Source organism: Streptomyces sp. NPDC031121, assembly GCF_055570615.1.
The window spans coordinates 183,719-198,638 of the sequence record NZ_JBVIGV010000003.1 but is presented as its reverse complement, the minus strand read 5'-3'; the positions used below and the strand labels follow the sequence as shown (position 1 = coordinate 198,638).

Below are 14,920 nucleotides of genomic sequence, written 5' to 3'. Positions count from 1 at the left end.
CCCGCGTGGGCCAGGATGTGTGGAGCGCATAAACATCCTGAAGGGGGACGAGGGCATGAGCTACAACCAGCCGGGGCCGTACGGAGGCCCGCCGCCGCAGCAGCAGCCGGGACCGTACGGGGCACCGCCCCCGCCCCCGCCCGGGCAGCCCGGCCCGTACGGCCAGCCGCCCGCCCCGCAGCCGGGCTACGGCTACCCGCAGCAGCCCCCGCAGCCGCCGACGGCCCCGATGGGCTTCCCCCAGCAGCAGCCCCCGCCGTACGGCTACCAGCAGCCGGGCATGCCCCCGCAGCCCCCGTACGGCGGCCAGCCCCCGAAGAAGTCGAAGGCCGGCGTGGTCATCGCGGTGGTCGCCGCGGTGGCGGTCATCGCGGCCGGCGGCTGGTACCTCGTGGGCGGCGGCTCGGGCGGCGCCATCGACGAGGAGACGAAGGGGCAGAAGCTCGCCTTCCCCGCTTCGGTCGACGCCTACGCGAAGAACGAGAAGGCGGTCGGAACGTCGAACGGGGACACCCCGATGTCGGCCGACCAGAAGACCAAGGCCGAGGCCATCGGCATCAAGGACCCCCACCAGGCGAGCTCGCAGTACCTGAACGGTGTGAAGGGCAAGGCCAAGCAGCTGACCGCCAACGGCTTCTGGGGCCAGATCGCCGACCCGGAGCGGGCCCTCGACGCCTACTTCGCCCAGATCGGCGCGCCGAACCCGGAGACCGACAAGCTGGGCCTGAAGTACGAAAAGGTGGGCACACCCAAGTCGTTCACCCCGGACGGCTTCAAGGGCGCCGTCATGAAGTGCGTCGACGTCAAAATGAGCACGACGAAGACGACCAAGCCGGGAGAGCCGAGCTCCCTCGTGGTTCCGACCTGCGTCTGGAGCGACTACTCCACCCTCGGTGCGGTCAACCACATGGACCAGACGATGCTTCTGACCGGCGGTAGCCAGGGCACGCTGGAGGAGCTCAGCAAGCTGGCCGCCAAGCTCTACAACACCTCGCGCACCAAGGCCTGATCGACCGGTGGGGGCTCAGTGCGCTGCGCCCCCCAGGAAGGGGCGTCAGCCACGCCGGGCCTGGGAGCACGCCTCATTGGCGTCATCCCACTTCACACCCACCTGGGTCATGAGGTTGAAACAGATCTGCTCGCCTATGAAGCCATCTTCGCCGTTGTTGCATGCCTCCTGAACCGTGGGCCCCACGATGTAGCCCACGTTGCTCATGTAGTTGGTGCAGTCCGCGGACGAGGCCTGGGCGGGCGATGCCGCAAGGACGGGAAGCAGACCCGCCGCCGCCGTCGCCGCAAGAATCCGCACCATATGCCGCACCTTGGCCATGCTCCCGCCCCTCATCCATAATGGATCATTACCGGGTAGCAGTTGATCAGTCGCTTTAAAGACGGGTCAACAGGAAATCGGACTTATGGCCGGATGTCGCAATCTGCTGACTGATCCTCGACGCACGGAGGGGCGCCCCTGGCGCGTGGCCGGGGGCGCCCCTCCTCGTTCGTCAGGGTGGCGGCGGTTACGCCGACTTCTCCTGCGGGCCCTGGTCCTTCGGGACGATCCGCGGGACCAGCGTCGGGTTGACGTTGGAGCGGACGACGTCCGCGGTGATGACCACGCGGGCCACGTCCTTGCGGGAAGGCACCTCGTACATCACCGACATCAGCACCTCCTCCATGATGGCGCGGAGCCCGCGCGCACCGGTCTGGCGGAGGATCGCCTGGTCCGCGATGGCCTCCAGGGCCTCGCGCTCGAAGTCCAGCTCGACACCGTCGAGTTCGAACAGCCGCTGGTACTGCTTCACCAGCGCGTTCCGCGGCTCGACGAGGATCTGGAGCAGCGCCTCGCGGTCCAGGTTGTGGACCGAGGTGATGACCGGCAGGCGGCCGATGAACTCGGGGATCATCCCGAACTTCACCAGGTCCTCCGGCATGACCTCCTGGAACTGGTCGCTCGCCTCGATCTCCCGCTTCGAGCGGATCGTCGCGCCGAAGCCGATGCCCTTGGCGCCCGCCCGGGACTCGATGATCTTCTCCAGGCCGGCGAAGGCGCCGCCCACGATGAACAGCACGTTCGTCGTGTCGATCTGGATGAACTCCTGGTGCGGGTGCTTGCGCCCGCCCTGCGGCGGCACCGAGGCGGTGGTGCCCTCCAGGATCTTCAGCAGGGCCTGCTGCACGCCCTCGCCGCTGACGTCGCGCGTGATCGACGGGTTCTCGCTCTTGCGGGCGACCTTGTCGATCTCGTCGATGTAGATGATGCCGGTCTCGGCCTTCTTGACGTCGTAGTCGGCGGCCTGGATCAGCTTCAGCAGGATGTTCTCGACGTCCTCGCCGACGTACCCGGCCTCGGTCAGCGCGGTGGCGTCCGCGATGGCGAACGGCACGTTCAGCATCCGGGCGAGCGTCTGCGCCAGCAGCGTCTTGCCGGAACCGGTGGGGCCGAGCAGCAGGATGTTGGACTTGGCCAGCTCGATGGCGTCGTCCCGGCCCTGCGCACCGCCGTTCTCGCCGGCCTGGACGCGCTTGTAGTGGTTGTAGACCGCGACGGAGAGCGCCTTCTTCGCCGGCTCCTGGCCGACGACGTAGCTCTCCAGGAACTCGTAGATCTCGCGAGGCTTGGGGAGCTCCTCCCACCGCACCTCGGAGGTCTCGGCGAGCTCCTCCTCGATGATCTCGTTGCAGAGGTCGATGCACTCGTCGCAGATGTAGACACCGGGTCCTGCGATGAGCTTCTTCACCTGCTTCTGGCTCTTTCCGCAGAACGAGCACTTGAGCAGGTCGCCGCCGTCACCGATGCGTGCCACGAGGTGCTTCCCCTTCGCCTGGGAGACGCCTGGTTCAGCGGCTCCTGGTGCCTCATATCCGACGGTACCCTGCCGGGGGCCCCGTTCGGGGCCCCCTTGGCGCGGTTCACATCGCCGGATTGTGCGACGTGTCCGCGCCAAGCGGCGGCAGGGGTCAGACCGTGTTCATCTTCCGGGTGGAGATGATCTGGTCGATCAGGCCGTACGCCAGCGCGTCCTCGGCCGTGAGGATCTTGTCGCGCTCGATGTCCTCGCGGATCTTCTCGATCGGCGTGCTCGAGTGCTTGGCCAGCATGGTCTCCAGCTGGTCGCGCATGCGCAGGATCTCGTTGGCCGCGATCTCCAGGTCGGAGAGCTGCTCGCGGCCGGTGCCGCCGGACGGCTGGTGGATCAGCACGCGGGCGTTGGGCAGGGCCATGCGCTTGCCGGGGGTGCCGGCGGCGAGCAGGACCGCGGCGGCGGAGGCCGCCTGGCCCATGCAGACCGTCTGGATGTCCGGCTTCACGAACTGCATCGTGTCGTAGATCGCCGTCAGCGCCGTGAAGGAGCCGCCGGGGCTGTTGATGTAGATCGAGATGTCGCGGTCCGGGTCCATCGACTCCAGGCACAGCAGCTGCGCCATGACGTCGTTGGCCGAGGCGTCGTCGATCTGGACGCCGAGGAAGATCACGCGCTCCTCGAAGAGCTTCGCGTACGGGTCGTACTCGCGCACGCCCTGCGAGGTGCGCTCGACGAAGCGCGGGACGACGTAGCGGTTGTCCACCTGCGGGCCGGTGTAGAGGCCGCCGGCGGGAGAGAGGTTGTTCATGTGCATCGGGTGTTCACCATCCTGGTGGCGTTCTGCGGGCTGGGGCTTGCCTGGTGCGGGGCGGGCGCGCGGCCCGGCGGGGGCCGCCCGTGCGCCGCGGGGCCGGGATCAGGCCCCGGTGCCGCCGCCGCCCGGGACCAGCGACGCGGCGGAGATGATCTCGTCGATGAGGCCGTACTGCTTGGCCTCCTCCGCCGTGAACCAGCGGTCGCGGTCGCCGTCGCGGATGATGGTCTCCACGGTCTGGCCGGAGTGGTGCGCGGTGATCTCCGCCATGCGCTGCTTCGTACGCAGCAGGTACTGGGCCTGGATCTTGATGTCCGAGGCGGTGCCGCCGATGCCGGCGGAGCCCTGGTGCATCAGGATGTCGGTGTTCGGGAGCGCGAAGCGCTTGCCCGGGGCGCCGCCGGTGAGCAGGAACTGGCCCATGGAGGCCGCCATGCCCATGCCGATGGTGACGACGTCGTTCGGGATGTACTGCATGGTGTCGTAGACCGCCATGCCGGCCGTCACCGAGCCGCCGGGGCTGTTGATGTAGAGGTAGATGTCCTTCTCCGGCTCGGCGGCCAGGAGCAGGAGCTGCGCCGTGATCTTGTTCGCGATGTCGTCGTCGACCTGCTGGCCGAGGAAGATGATGCGCTCGCCGAGCAGCCGGTTGTAGACATGGTCGCCGAGGCCGCCACCGATGGACGGCTCACCCGCGGCGTAAGGCTTCAGATTCGTCACGTATCCACCTGCTCGTCTCCGACGGCCGCTTGCCGTCTCAGCGTCTCGTTCTGGGGGCGCGGGGCCCGCCTGCGCGGCGCGGTCCGCCGTTGTCCGGGTACTCCCGTGCCCTCGTATTCATGGACCCTAACGCGCAGGTCGGACAACGCCATCCCGCTTCCCGAACTGTTCGCTCGGAGCGCAAGGTTCCCAAGGGCCGGGGCCGGTGTGCGGAAGGGCCCGCACGCGGCTGCGTGCGGGCCCTTCCACGGCTGCTGGCGCCCTGCCGGCGGCCCGCAGGGGCCGCCGGCGCGGGGTCACTTGGCCTCGTCGCCCTCGACGGCCGCCTCGACGGTCTCGGCGGCGGCCTCGGCCGCCTCCTCGTCCTCGTCGGACAGGTCGATGACCTCGCCGTTGGTGTCGACGACCTTGGCGGCCTCGACGACGACCGCGAGGGCCTTGCCGCGGGCGACCTCGCCGACCAGCATCGGGACCTGGCCGCCCTCGACGACCGCCTGGGCGAACTGGTCGGGGGACATGCCGGAGGAGGCGGCGCGGCGCATGAGGTGCTCGGTGAGCTCCTCCTGGTTGACGCCCAGCTTCTCCTTGTTGACCAGGGCGTCCAGGACGAACTGGGTCTTGATGCCCTTGACCGCCTGCTCCTTGGTCTCGGCCTCGAACTCCTCGACCGTCTTGCCCTGGAACTCCAGGTACTTCTCGAGGGTCAGGCCCATCTGGCCGAGCTGGTGGTGCTCCAGGTTGTGCTTGCGGGTGTTGACCTCGTCCTCGAGCAGCTTCTCGGGGATCGGCACCTCGACGAGCTCCAGCAGCTTCTCCAGGACGCGCTCCTGGGCCTGCGTGGCCTGGTCGTACTGCTTCATGTTCTCGAGGCGCTTGCGGCTGTCCGCCTTCAGCTCCTCCAGGGTGTCGAACTCGCTCGCCATCTGCGCGAACTCGTCGTCCAGCTCCGGCAGCTCGCGGGCGGAGACCTTGGACACCTTGACGGTGACCTCGGCGTCCTTGCCCTCGGCGGAGCCGCCCTTCAGCTGCGAGGTGAAGGTGGCCTCGCCGCCGGCCTCCAGGCCCTTGACGGCCTCGTCGATGCCGTCGAGGAGCTCGCCCGAGCCGATGGTGTAGGAGACGTCGCTGGCGACGCCGTCGGGCAGCACCTCGCCCTCGACCTTGGCCTCAAGGTCGATGGTGACGACGTCGCCCTCGGCGGCGGCGCGCTCGACGTCCTTGGTGGACGCGAAGCGGTTGCGCAGCTGCTCGACGGACTTCTCGACGTCCTCGTCGGTGACCTCGACGGCGTCGACCTCGACCTCGATGCCGGAGAAGTCCGGGATCTCGATCTCGGGGCGCACGTCCACCTCGGCGGTGAAGGCCAGCAGCTCGCCGTCCTTCAGCTCGGTGATGTCGACCTCGGGCTGGCCCAGCGGGTTCAGCTCGGCCTCGTTGACGGCCTCGGTGTAGAACTTCGGCAGCGCGTCGTTGACGGCCTCCTCCAGCACGGCGCCGCGACCGAAGCGCTGGTCGATCACGCGGGCGGGGATCTTGCCCTTGCGGAAGCCCTTCACCGTGACCTGCTGGTTGATCTTCTTGTACGCCGCGTCGAGGCTGGCCTTGAGCTCCTCGAAGGGCACCTCGACAGTGAGCCGAACCCGAGTCGGGTTCAGGGTCTCCACGGCGCTCTTCACGGTTCGGTCTCCTTGTGGCTGACTGCTGGGGTCTCTGCTGTCGCTGCGAATCAGCGTTCCAGCGGATCGGGCCCGGTACATCAGACACACGGGCACGCAGCTTGCATAGTAACCGCAAGCGGCAATCAGCCCACAACGCGATCACTGCGAGGACGGTGCCGGATGGTGGTGCTGGTCGGGGTGGCCGGATTCGAACCGACGACCTTCCGCTCCCAAAGCGGACGCGCTACCAAGCTGCGCCACACCCCGTCGGTGCGACACGTAGGGTACATGGCCGGAGACCCTCCGACACGCCGCGTTTCCCGGAAGATTCCGGCCACCCGGCCCCGACCCGCGCGCGGGCACCCGAATGCGGTGTGCACTTGCCCGGCCCGACCCGCTAGGATGCTGTCCGTGCCGCGGTCCTCGGACCTGCGGCGATCGTGTTGCGGGTGTAGCTCAATGGTAGAGCACTAGTCTTCCAAACTAGCTACGCGGGTTCGATTCCCGTCACCCGCTCCAAACGACTCAGGGCCAGGTCAGAGGACATCTCCTCCGCCTGGCCCTGACTCGTTCTCAGGGGCTGCGTTCAACCCACCGTGTCCCCCGTGTGCCTCTCGGCCTCCTGATCTTGCTCCGTGCCCTTGCGGCTCTTCTCCACGAGTCCGCTCAGCGCGTCGGCGATCAGCCGGTCCCGGTCGGCACTCGCGTGCTGGTAGATCAGCGCAGCGCGGGCTGTGCTGTGGCCCATGCGCGCCATCAGCTCTCGCGTGCTCGCCCCGGTGGATGCGGCGAGGGTGTTCCCCGTGTGCCGAAGATCATGGAAGTGCAGCCCGCTGATGCCTGCCTCGCTGCAGGCCTTGTGCCACAGCCGGTTGAAGTGGTTCCGCCGCGGCGTGGCCCCCTTGGCTCCGACGAAGACCCGCCCGTCGGCCCCGGGCTCGGCGTACCGCTTCAAATGATCTCGGACGTCCGGAACGATGACGCTGGGGATGGAGACCGTCCGCTTGCCCGCGGCACTCTTGGGCGCCTTGATCTCCCGCTGACCGTTGCCCAGCTCGGCGACGGACCGCCGGACGCGCACCGTCCCGTGGTCCAGGTCGACATCCCGACGGTGCAGTCCGATCAGCTCACCCCACCTCAGGCCGAGGAACCCGGCCAGGAGCACCAGGGCCCGGAAGCGGGGGTCAACCGCATCGGCCAGGGCGTAGACCTCCTTCACGGTGGCCGTCGGCCGCTCGGGCGTGTGCACGACGCTCGCACCCTTGATCTGGCAGGGATTGCGCCTGATCAGCTGGTCTGACAGTGCCGTGCCCAGGATTGCGCGAAGGAGGGCATAGGCCTTGGCCACGGTCGTCGGGCCGGTGCCGGCGGCGAGCTTGTCGGCACGCCAGCGCCGTACGAGGGGCGCCGAGATGTCCGCGACGTTGACGGCACTGAACGTCGGCTCCAAGTGGTGCTTGAGTAACGAGCCGTACAACTGGCGGGTCGTGCTGGTCAGCTCACGTTCCTTGACCCAGGCGACGGCGTACGGCCCGAAGGGGACCTTCCCGGCGTCCGGGTCCAGCCAGTCCCCCTGCCGCATCTCCGTCTGCTTGACGGCCAACCAGTCGTCAGCCTCGCGTTTGGTCCGAAACGTCTCCGGCGCAGGCCGGAGCTGCCCGTCGGGCCCGACGTAGCGCGCCTGGTATCGGCCGGAGGGCAGCTTCCGTACCCGTCCGAACTGGCGACGCTTGCCGGCCATCAGGCGGCCACCGCCATACGGTCGCGCCGACGCGGTGCCACGGTGTTGGCGGCGATGTACTCGCGTACGGCGCTCTCAGGGATCCGTACGTGACGGCCGACCTTCACGTAGGTGATGCGCCGCTCCTCGATGAGGCGCCGGGGAAACCGCACGGTGGTGCCGAGGATCTCGGCGACCTGGACGACGGACAAGTAGCGCTCACTCATACTGCTCCCCCCTCAGGGCTTCGCCGGCGGTTACGCGGTTGAGCTGGATGTCTCGGGCGATGGACGCCGCCAGGACGGCTTCACCGGGGCTGTGGCCGTGGCCGGCGTACTGCCAGGACGCGAGGACGAGGACGGTGTCCGGCTCCAGGTCGTCCAGGCCGCGGGCTGCGGCTTCCTGGGCGGCGCGGTAGTCGGCGCGGGTCTGGCGGAGGGCGCCGAGGGTGGTGGAGTAGTGGCGGGACTTGGTGGAGAAGTGGCCGCGGAAGCCGAGCATGTGGGCCCAGGCGGCGAGGCGGCGGTCCGGGTAGAGCGGGTCGAGGTCGAGGCACGCACCGATCAGGCGGGCGGTGTGGTCGGGGACGTCGAGGAGGACCAGGGCTTCGCGGTTGCCGATGCGGCGGTCGAGGGTGCCGGTGTCCTCGGCGGCCTTGGTGGCGTACTTGGCGACGTATGAGGCCACGGCCTGTTCGGTGATCTCGGATCCGTCCCCGAAGGCCTTGATGGGGCGGATGTCGAGTTGGGCGCCCCAGCGGAGGGTGCGGACCGGCTGGTCGTCGGCGGCCGGGACGGTGATGGACGTATACGTGTGCGCGACAGCGGCCCGGATGGCTTTGGTGAGGAGCCGGGTGGTGGCCCAGTGCGGGGGCGGGGTGAGCGGGCCGGTGGGTCCGTCGAGGCGGATCACGGCGTGGAAGTGGATGGCGCCGCGCTTCTGGAACTCGGCGACCTTGCCGAAGGAGACGCGGCACGACTCCTTCAGCTCGCGTTGGGTGAGGCCGGCGCCAGCGGCGATCTCGCGGCGGAGGCGGGTGGTGAAGCGGGACCAGAGCTGTCCGGCGTGGTTGTTGAAGAGGACGGCGCCCGCGTAGTCGTACGTGGCCGGGTAGAGGGCGGTGCCGAGGAGCGGGTCGTCGGCGGGGTGGCAGGTGCCGCAGCGGCAGCGGCCGGAGTCGGGCCGGTTGTGGACCGGCCCGAAGGACGAGGCGGTGAGGGTGGCGAAGACGCGGGGGTGTTCGCGGACGGTGGCGGGGACGTCGCGTCGGTCGTCTCCGGCGAGTCCGGCGCGGATCAGGTGGTAGGTGTCCCCGGCGTACGTCCAGGCGCAGGAAGGGCAGCGGGAGGCTCGGCGGTTGCCGCAGGCGATCCGGAGGCGGGCGCCGGGCTCGTTCTCGGTCGAGTAGCGGTGGTACGTCTCCCCGCTGGTCTTGTCCTTGGTGAGCGTCCAGCCGGTGATGTGGATCGGGTCGGCGCAGCCGCCGGTGCGGTGGACCTGCTCTTCCCAGCGACGGAAACCGGGAGCCCCGGCGACCCTCAGCAGATCACCGAGGAGGCCAGGGTCCAGGTCCGCGAGGTTCGCGGTCATGCACCCACCGCCGCAGGAGCGGGCACGAAGAGCGTGTAGACCTTCAGCGTGATCCGACCCACGGGTGCCGTGAAGAGGAGCTGGTTCTCGCCCCTCAGGTCCTGGAGCTGCACGTCCAGGGCGTCGGTGTGGGTGGCCTGCCTCCAGGCCTCCAGGTCGGCCGGACTGTCGAGGAGGACGTGTGCCTCGCTCGGCGTGATCTGGCTGGTGGTGATGTACGCGCCGGGCAGCTCCGGATGCGACTGGGCCAACTGGACGAGGGCCGCGAACACGGCGGTCTGCGCGGTCAGCGGGTTGTTCATGTCGGCGTCGATCAGCATGGCGCTCACCGTCCGGCCGGGTGACGGGGCCGAGGTGTCGCTGTGCTGGGCCATGATGGTGGTCCTTTCGGTTTCGGTCGGGAGGGGCCGTTCCATCCGGGGGCGGCGATGCTTGGTGGCTTGTGACGCCCCCGGAGGCCGGTCCGGTCAGTGGTTCGTGAACTCCTGGCGCAGTGCGCGGACGAGGAACAGGACCACGACGGCGCTGATGGACAGGGCGACGGCCGTGACGGCGACGGCCAGGAGCAGCGAGACGGCGACGGAGGCCAGGGCCAGGACCCCGGCGACACCGCCGGCGGCGAGGGCGACCGCGGCGCCGGGCGTCTTGGGGGCCAGGGCCGCGAGGCCGGCCGGAGCCGCCACCGGAACGGGGGCGTTCTCCTGCTGGCCGGTCGCGGGCACCGGAACCGGGGCCGGGTGGACGGTCACGGGGGTGTAGGTGTCGGGTGCGGGGTACTTGGGCTTGAGCATTGGTTCTCCTTCCGGGATTACTTGTCGATCACGGTGTTGAGGGCGGGGGCGAGGAAGCTGTTCGCGAGGAGGAAGCCGCCGAGGAGGATCACGGCGACCAGCCACCAGGGCGGACGGACGAGCTTCACGCCCAGGGCGCCGATGACGATGAGGGCGAGCCAGAGCGGAACGTCCACGACGGGTCTCCTTCGAGGTCAGCGCGGGGCGCAGCGGTGGGACTGGGCGGCGAGTTCGGCGGCGGCCCGGCTGGTGTAGTCGGCCGACCAGCCGCAGTGGGGGGCGGTGCAGGCGGCGGAGTGCATCTCGCGCCCGTGGCGGTCGGTGTAGGTGCCGACCTCCACCGGGCCGATCCGGCGGGTGTCGCGGAAGCGGTAGCGGGGCATGGCGGGGCTCCTCTCAGACGAGTTGTGCGGCAATGGCGTGGGCCATGGGAGCCGGAACTCCGAGGCGGGCGCGCAAGGTGTCGGCGTCGATCGGGTGGCCGGTGCGGGCGCGGTGTTCGTCGGCGACCTTGCGGCCGTAGGCGAGGAGCGCGTCCGGTACGGCGACCGCCGGGGTCGGTGGCGGGGGCGGAGGCAGGGCCGGAGCGGGCTCGGGCGCGGGGATCCCGGTGACAGCGGGCTCAGGATCGGGTTCCTGGACCGGTTCGGCATCGGTGTCCGCGTCGGCCTGGTCGTGATCGTGCTCGGCGGACGGGACAACTGCGGTCTCGTCCGCGGGACTGTGGACGAGGAGGGTGCCGCCGAGGAAGGCCAGTGCGGGCCACCCGGCGACGAGGATCCGCAGCCAGGCAGGGACGGCGTTCAGGTCGAGAAGGCCGGCGGTGGCGACGTTCGCGCCGAGCGAGGCGGCGAGGGCGACGGCGAACCAGGTCCAGGCGGACCGGGTCGGCTCCCCGGCGTCGCGCAGGAGCCGCAGGCGGCGCCAGGCGGCGACGAGGAGCAGGTCCACGCTGATGGGGTAGGCCCACGCTTTCCAGCCGTCCTGCCCCGCGGCTTCGGCCAGGTCGTGCAGGTGGGCGAAGGACAGGGCCCCGGCGATGACGGCTTGGACGAGGACGGCGTCCGGTCGGACCTTGAGGTGCATGGTGTGTCACCTCCTTCAGGCATGGGAGGGGTAAGGACTTGGCGCTTGACGGTCGCGCCGACCGACTACGGGGAGGTCAGGCGGGCTGTTTGCCCTGCGAGGGCAGGGCGGTCCGCCGCGGGCGGAAGGGCGCCAGAGCCGGGATGTCCGGGGCGAGGTGCTCGAACTGGGCGCAGACGGCGGCGGTCTCGTCGAGGGAGACGAACGCGGACCGGATGTGCGCCCACCCGCCGGAGAGGAGGCCGACGACGGCGGTGCCGGGGCGGTCGATGGCGATGTTGGTGGCCGCGCTCACGGCACGGAGGCTGATGTCGCCGAGTGCCATCTTCGCGGAGGCTTCGTCGTTGACGCGGTGTGTCACACGGCCCGTGAGTTGGGCGCGGAGGGCGGTGGCGCCGGCGCCGAGGTCGGAGCCGAAGCGCTGCCCGCAGATCTCCAGGTAGATGGCGGCGGCCCGGCCGAGCTGTCCGAGGCGGATCAGTTGGGTGACCATGTGGTCCCGGCGCTTCTCGTCGGACTTGTTGGCGATCAGGAACAGCTCTGCCACTTCGTCCACGATCAGCACGATGGGTGCGGGTCGGAGGTCGTCGGGCAGGCCCCAGACGTCGGATGTGATCTCGTCCACGGCGATGCCCGTTCCGAGGCCCTGTGAGGCGCGTATCAGCTCGTAGCGCTGGATCATCTCCTCGACGAGCACATCCAGGAGGTCGGAGGCTTCGTCGGGCGTGTAGGCCAGCCCGGACAGTCGGCGGGCGAACGGAGCCAGCTCCACACCCCACTTGCAGTCGATCCCGACGAGCGCAACAGGCTGCTTCGCCAACTCCTTGACAAGAGCTCTGAGGTAGACCGACTTCCCTGACTCGGTGGCCCCCACCACCAGCTCGTGAGGGCTGGCCCGGAAGTTCCGCATGTGCGCGGTGCCGTCGGCCCGCAGCGCAACCGGCACCTTCAGCAGCCCGGCCGCAGCAACGTCGCGCGGCATGACCACCTTACGCAGGACGTCGTAGCCGATGAGCCGGATCTCCAGGAACCCGGGCTTCAGCGACCTGACGTGGACTCCCTGCATGCGCCAGGAGTGCCGCAGTCGCTCGGTCGCCGCGTCGAAGTCCTGCACGTCCTGACCCGGCAGCATCTTGATCCGCAGGACCAGTCCGAATCGGGTGATCCTGATGCGGCGCGGCTTCGGGAGTGCCCGGTCGGGCATGCGGTGCAGGGCCGCCGCGAGGATCACCCGGGACCGTGACGGCTGCTCGGTCAGCCCGCAGGCCTCCATGACCGAGCGGTACGTCCACAGCAGCCGCACGACGGTGGCCAGCCAGCCGAAACCGACCCAGTACCAGCCGGGCCGCTTCCACTTCAGCCAGCCGAGTGCGGCTGCGACCAGCGATAAGCCGACCAGCGCGGCAGTCTGTCCGCCGGTCATCGCGTCAGGCCTGAGCCGGGACGGGGGCGGGGGCCAGCGAGGTGATGGCCGCGGCACGGAAGCTGATGCCGTGCCGCCTCTGGCCGTTGAACTCGTTCTCCCAGGGCCGGGCGATGAGACCGGTGATCGCGACCGGCGTACCCATCGCGAACTCTCCCGTGAGTCCCGGCTGCGGGACGGCGACGGACAGGACCTCGGCGACTCCGGCCATCAGGAACACCACGTCGACGGTGGCCAGCTGGGCGCCGGTCTCTAGGTCGACCGCGATCTCGCCGGTCTTGCGGTCCTTGATCTTCGGCTGCGGCGGCTGGGCGATCATCACCATCGCCGCGGAGGTGTCAACGGGAATCTGACGCATGGGCAAACCACTCCTCTATAGAGGCGGAACTCCGTCACTCCTGTATAGGAGTGACATGAAGAAGAGTGCAGCACTCCTATACATGAGTCAACCCGCCGCGGGAGAAACTCGCGGCGGGCTGCGGGGAGTTGAGTGCGTGTCAGTCGGCGGCAGGGATCCGATACTCAAAGACGAACTGGTCAGCGGCCATGAGGGTGTCGCAGACCTCCACCACGCGACCGGTCTCGGTGACGGCGTTGCGCAGCAGATGAATGACCGGGGCACCTGGACTCAGGGCCAGCTCGGACGCTTCGGCCTTGGCGGCCGGCCGGGCCTGCAAGGTCTCGACGAACTCGGCGAACACGTGGCCGTGATCCTCCAGGCGGGCATAGATGCCGCCACCTCCCGGGTTCTCGGCGAACAGCTCCGGGATGTCCTTGACGACGTCCCATGGCAGGTACGACGTCGCCGTCTCCACCGGCGTCCCGTTGCGGAAGTACAGCCGCCGCCGCGCGAGGATCTGCGTACCGGGCTCGACGTCAAGCCGCTGCGCGATCTCCTCGGGTGCCTCCATCGGCCCGATGAAGATGACGCTGACCTTGGCCGTGGCTCCCGACTGCTCGGATTCGGCGAGGTAGGCGGCCTTGCCGCCGCGGCGCAGCGACCGGCGGAAGCGGTCGGACGACCGGTGCCGCACGGGCGGCCGGGCCTTCACGTACGAGCCCTTGCCGTGCCGGGTGTCCACGAGCCCGCTGGCTCGGATCTCAGTCATGGCCTTGCGGATGGTGCCGCCGGACACGCCGTAGCGCTCCACCATCTCGGCTTCACTGGGCACCTGGTCGCCGGGCTTCAAGACGCCGGCGCGGATCTGCTGAACGATGTCCTCGGCGATCTGCAAGTACCGAGGCACGGTCTTGCCACCTCCTACAGCTGTTCCCATGGTCCTTTTCTTCCTCCTATGCTCCTGTACATGAGTAACAGCGCCCCGACGAGCCGGTCAACGCCCCGCCACTCCGTGTCCGTAGCCGGAGTGGTGGTCCGCGACGACGGTCGGCTCCTGGCGATTCAGCGAGCGGACAACGGCACGTGGGAGCTCCCGGGCGGAGTGCTGGAACTCGAAGAGACCCCGGAGGAGGGCGTACGGCGCGAGGTCTTGGAGGAAACCGGGCTACGGGTCGACGTCGCCGAGCTGACGGGCGTCTACAAGAACGTCACCGCGGGCGTCGTCGCGCTGGTCTTCCGCTGCAAGCCGGTCGGCGGCGGCGAGTGCACTTCGGACGAGACCACGGCAGTCCAGTGGCTCACGCCTGAAGAGGTGTCCGAGCGGATGTCCGAGGTCTACGCCATCCGGCTCCTGGACGCCTTGGACGGACATGGGCCCCACGTGCGGAGCCATGACGGGCGCCAGCTCTTCGCGGTGCGGTGAAAGTTTCCCTACTCCATCAAGGCACCCGCCGCGCACGGCGCGGCGAGCGCGCCCGTCGCCCGGGCCTGCGCTCCTGTCTCCGCCCCGCTCCACCCCGACCGCCGGCCGCGCGGCTGGACGGCGCGGGTTGATGGGTGGCGAACCTCAGCAGCTGAAACTTCCTGGGCCGCGGCGTGTCAACGCGGCCGGGCCCTGTCACCGGGAGGGGCCCGGTCCCATTCGAGAGGCTGCCGCCTGAACACCGCCGTCAATGGGCCAGTCCGTGGGACCCACCGGCTGCCCCGCAATCAAATCGGGCTGCCCGCGCAGATGCCCGGGTTAGAGCGATGCCTCCGGCGGGGGCGCTCCAGCTCCGGGATGGCGGGGGCGCCGTACGCGGGTGCCGGCCGGTGGGGTGTGGCGGTGGAGAACTCCCATCCCGTCTGCCATCGGCCCAGGACAAGCCGAGCGGGGGGGGGGGGGGGGGGGGGGGGGGGGGGGGGGGGGGGGGGGGGGGGGGGGGGGGGGGGGGGGGGGCGGGGGGGGAGGAGGGGCTACGTGTCTGGTGGTCG

The 14,920-nt window shown here is 69.7% G+C and carries 18 protein-coding genes and 2 tRNA genes; 3 read left to right on the top strand and 17 right to left on the bottom strand.

All coding sequences use genetic code 11. The features are described from left to right. Positions 1-55: 55 nt before the first annotated feature. Complete coding sequence (locus ACZ462_RS06545; protein WP_467806881.1) at positions 56-1,009, top strand: hypothetical protein; 954 nt, start codon at positions 56-58, stop codon at positions 1,007-1,009. Positions 1,010-1,054: 45 nt separating this feature from the next. Here ACZ462_RS06545 and ACZ462_RS06540 read toward each other — a convergent pair whose 3' ends face one another. The 6 genes from ACZ462_RS06540 to ACZ462_RS06515 form a co-directional block, all read right to left on the bottom strand. Then, the gene (locus tag ACZ462_RS06540; RefSeq protein ID WP_467806880.1) at positions 1,055-1,330 is read right to left on the bottom strand and encodes a hypothetical protein; all 276 of its coding nucleotides are present in this window, start codon (positions 1,328-1,330) and stop codon (positions 1,055-1,057) included. 187 nt (positions 1,331-1,517) lie between these two features. Then, positions 1,518-2,804: an ATP-dependent Clp protease ATP-binding subunit ClpX gene (gene clpX, locus ACZ462_RS06535; RefSeq protein ID WP_030297265.1), complete on the bottom strand. Its 1,287-nt coding sequence runs from the start codon at positions 2,802-2,804 to the stop codon at positions 1,518-1,520. Between the two features lie 154 nt (positions 2,805-2,958). After that, a complete protein-coding gene (locus ACZ462_RS06530; protein ID WP_467806879.1) occupies positions 2,959-3,612 on the bottom strand; it encodes an ATP-dependent Clp protease proteolytic subunit in 654 nt (217 codons plus the stop codon). A gap of 108 nt (positions 3,613-3,720) precedes the next feature. Continuing rightward, a complete protein-coding gene (locus tag ACZ462_RS06525; protein WP_114057551.1) occupies positions 3,721-4,338 on the bottom strand; it encodes an ATP-dependent Clp protease proteolytic subunit in 618 nt (205 codons plus the stop codon). Positions 4,339-4,634: 296 nt separating this feature from the next. Next, positions 4,635-6,014, bottom strand: coding sequence for a trigger factor (tig, locus tag ACZ462_RS06520; RefSeq protein WP_467809900.1), 1,380 nt, complete (start codon positions 6,012-6,014; stop codon positions 4,635-4,637). A 172-nt stretch (positions 6,015-6,186) separates the two neighbouring features. Next, positions 6,187-6,263, bottom strand: a tRNA-Pro gene (locus ACZ462_RS06515). Between the two features lie 178 nt (positions 6,264-6,441). Here ACZ462_RS06515 and ACZ462_RS06510 point away from each other — a divergent pair. Further along, positions 6,442-6,515: transfer RNA gene (locus ACZ462_RS06510), tRNA-Gly, on the top strand. 67 nt (positions 6,516-6,582) lie between these two features. Here the strand turns inward: ACZ462_RS06510 and ACZ462_RS06505 are convergent. From ACZ462_RS06505 to ACZ462_RS06455, 11 genes are all read right to left on the bottom strand, one after another. Next, positions 6,583-7,737: a tyrosine-type recombinase/integrase gene (locus ACZ462_RS06505; RefSeq protein WP_467809899.1), complete on the bottom strand. Its 1,155-nt coding sequence runs from the start codon at positions 7,735-7,737 to the stop codon at positions 6,583-6,585. Beyond that, complete coding sequence (locus ACZ462_RS06500) at positions 7,737-7,943, bottom strand: excisionase family DNA-binding protein (protein ID WP_467809898.1); 207 nt, start codon at positions 7,941-7,943, stop codon at positions 7,737-7,739. Before ACZ462_RS06500 ends, ACZ462_RS06505 begins: the two co-directional genes overlap by 1 nt. Next, entirely contained in the window at positions 7,936-9,306 is a 1,371-nt protein-coding gene (gene repSA, locus ACZ462_RS06495) for a replication initiator protein RepSA (protein WP_467809897.1), read from the bottom strand. Before repSA ends, ACZ462_RS06500 begins: the two co-directional genes overlap by 8 nt. Further along, the gene (locus ACZ462_RS06490; protein ID WP_467809896.1) at positions 9,303-9,680 is read right to left on the bottom strand and encodes a hypothetical protein; all 378 of its coding nucleotides are present in this window, start codon (positions 9,678-9,680) and stop codon (positions 9,303-9,305) included. The genes repSA and ACZ462_RS06490 overlap by 4 nt, the downstream gene beginning before the upstream one ends. A gap of 93 nt (positions 9,681-9,773) precedes the next feature. Then, positions 9,774-10,097: a SpdD protein gene (locus ACZ462_RS06485; RefSeq protein ID WP_467809895.1), complete on the bottom strand. Its 324-nt coding sequence runs from the start codon at positions 10,095-10,097 to the stop codon at positions 9,774-9,776. Positions 10,098-10,114: 17 nt separating this feature from the next. Next, positions 10,115-10,273: a hypothetical protein gene (locus ACZ462_RS06480; RefSeq protein ID WP_174250458.1), complete on the bottom strand. Its 159-nt coding sequence runs from the start codon at positions 10,271-10,273 to the stop codon at positions 10,115-10,117. Between the two features lie 18 nt (positions 10,274-10,291). After that, entirely contained in the window at positions 10,292-10,480 is a 189-nt protein-coding gene (locus tag ACZ462_RS06475; RefSeq protein ID WP_114057558.1) for a mobile element transfer protein, read from the bottom strand. A 13-nt stretch (positions 10,481-10,493) separates the two neighbouring features. Continuing rightward, positions 10,494-11,183 (bottom strand): DUF2637 domain-containing protein, encoded by a 690-nt coding sequence (locus tag ACZ462_RS06470; RefSeq protein ID WP_114057559.1) that lies wholly within the window; start codon positions 11,181-11,183, stop codon positions 10,494-10,496. A gap of 76 nt (positions 11,184-11,259) precedes the next feature. Beyond that, positions 11,260-12,606, bottom strand: a complete 1,347-nt coding sequence (locus tag ACZ462_RS06465) for an FtsK/SpoIIIE domain-containing protein (protein WP_467809893.1) — start codon at positions 12,604-12,606, stop codon at positions 11,260-11,262. A 4-nt stretch (positions 12,607-12,610) separates the two neighbouring features. After that, positions 12,611-12,964 (bottom strand): SCO3933 family regulatory protein, encoded by a 354-nt coding sequence (locus ACZ462_RS06460; RefSeq protein WP_467809892.1) that lies wholly within the window; start codon positions 12,962-12,964, stop codon positions 12,611-12,613. A 139-nt stretch (positions 12,965-13,103) separates the two neighbouring features. Next, positions 13,104-13,883, bottom strand: a complete 780-nt coding sequence (locus ACZ462_RS06455; protein WP_467809890.1) for a GntR family transcriptional regulator — start codon at positions 13,881-13,883, stop codon at positions 13,104-13,106. An 18-nt stretch (positions 13,884-13,901) separates the two neighbouring features. Here ACZ462_RS06455 and ACZ462_RS06450 point away from each other — a divergent pair, with 18 nt between their 5' ends. Further along, positions 13,902-14,369, top strand: coding sequence for an NUDIX hydrolase (locus ACZ462_RS06450; RefSeq protein WP_467809889.1), 468 nt, complete (start codon positions 13,902-13,904; stop codon positions 14,367-14,369). The last annotated feature ends 551 nt before the right edge of the window (positions 14,370-14,920 follow it).

Coding starts and splice junctions, on each gene's coding strand:
- ACZ462_RS06475 (WP_114057558.1), bottom strand. CDS start 10,480: ATGCCCCGCTACCGCTTCCGCGACACCCGCCGGATCGGCCCGGTGGAG.
- ACZ462_RS06460 (WP_467809892.1), bottom strand. CDS start 12,964: ATGCGTCAGATTCCCGTTGACACCTCCGCGGCGATGGTGATGATCGCC.
- ACZ462_RS06540 (WP_467806880.1), bottom strand. CDS start 1,330: ATGGCCAAGGTGCGGCATATGGTGCGGATTCTTGCGGCGACGGCGGCG.
- ACZ462_RS06455 (WP_467809890.1), bottom strand. CDS start 13,883: ATGGGAACAGCTGTAGGAGGTGGCAAGACCGTGCCTCGGTACTTGCAG.
- ACZ462_RS06500 (WP_467809898.1), bottom strand. CDS start 7,943: ATGAGTGAGCGCTACTTGTCCGTCGTCCAGGTCGCCGAGATCCTCGGC.
- ACZ462_RS06505 (WP_467809899.1), bottom strand. CDS start 7,737: ATGGCCGGCAAGCGTCGCCAGTTCGGACGGGTACGGAAGCTGCCCTCC.
- ACZ462_RS06545 (WP_467806881.1), top strand. CDS start 56: ATGAGCTACAACCAGCCGGGGCCGTACGGAGGCCCGCCGCCGCAGCAG.
- ACZ462_RS06450 (WP_467809889.1), top strand. CDS start 13,902: ATGCTCCTGTACATGAGTAACAGCGCCCCGACGAGCCGGTCAACGCCC.
- ACZ462_RS06465 (WP_467809893.1), bottom strand. CDS start 12,606: ATGACCGGCGGACAGACTGCCGCGCTGGTCGGCTTATCGCTGGTCGCA.
- ACZ462_RS06490 (WP_467809896.1), bottom strand. CDS start 9,680: ATGGCCCAGCACAGCGACACCTCGGCCCCGTCACCCGGCCGGACGGTG.
- ACZ462_RS06470 (WP_114057559.1), bottom strand. CDS start 11,183: ATGCACCTCAAGGTCCGACCGGACGCCGTCCTCGTCCAAGCCGTCATC.
- ACZ462_RS06530 (WP_467806879.1), bottom strand. CDS start 3,612: ATGAACAACCTCTCTCCCGCCGGCGGCCTCTACACCGGCCCGCAGGTG.
- repSA (WP_467809897.1), bottom strand. CDS start 9,306: ATGACCGCGAACCTCGCGGACCTGGACCCTGGCCTCCTCGGTGATCTG.
- ACZ462_RS06485 (WP_467809895.1), bottom strand. CDS start 10,097: ATGCTCAAGCCCAAGTACCCCGCACCCGACACCTACACCCCCGTGACC.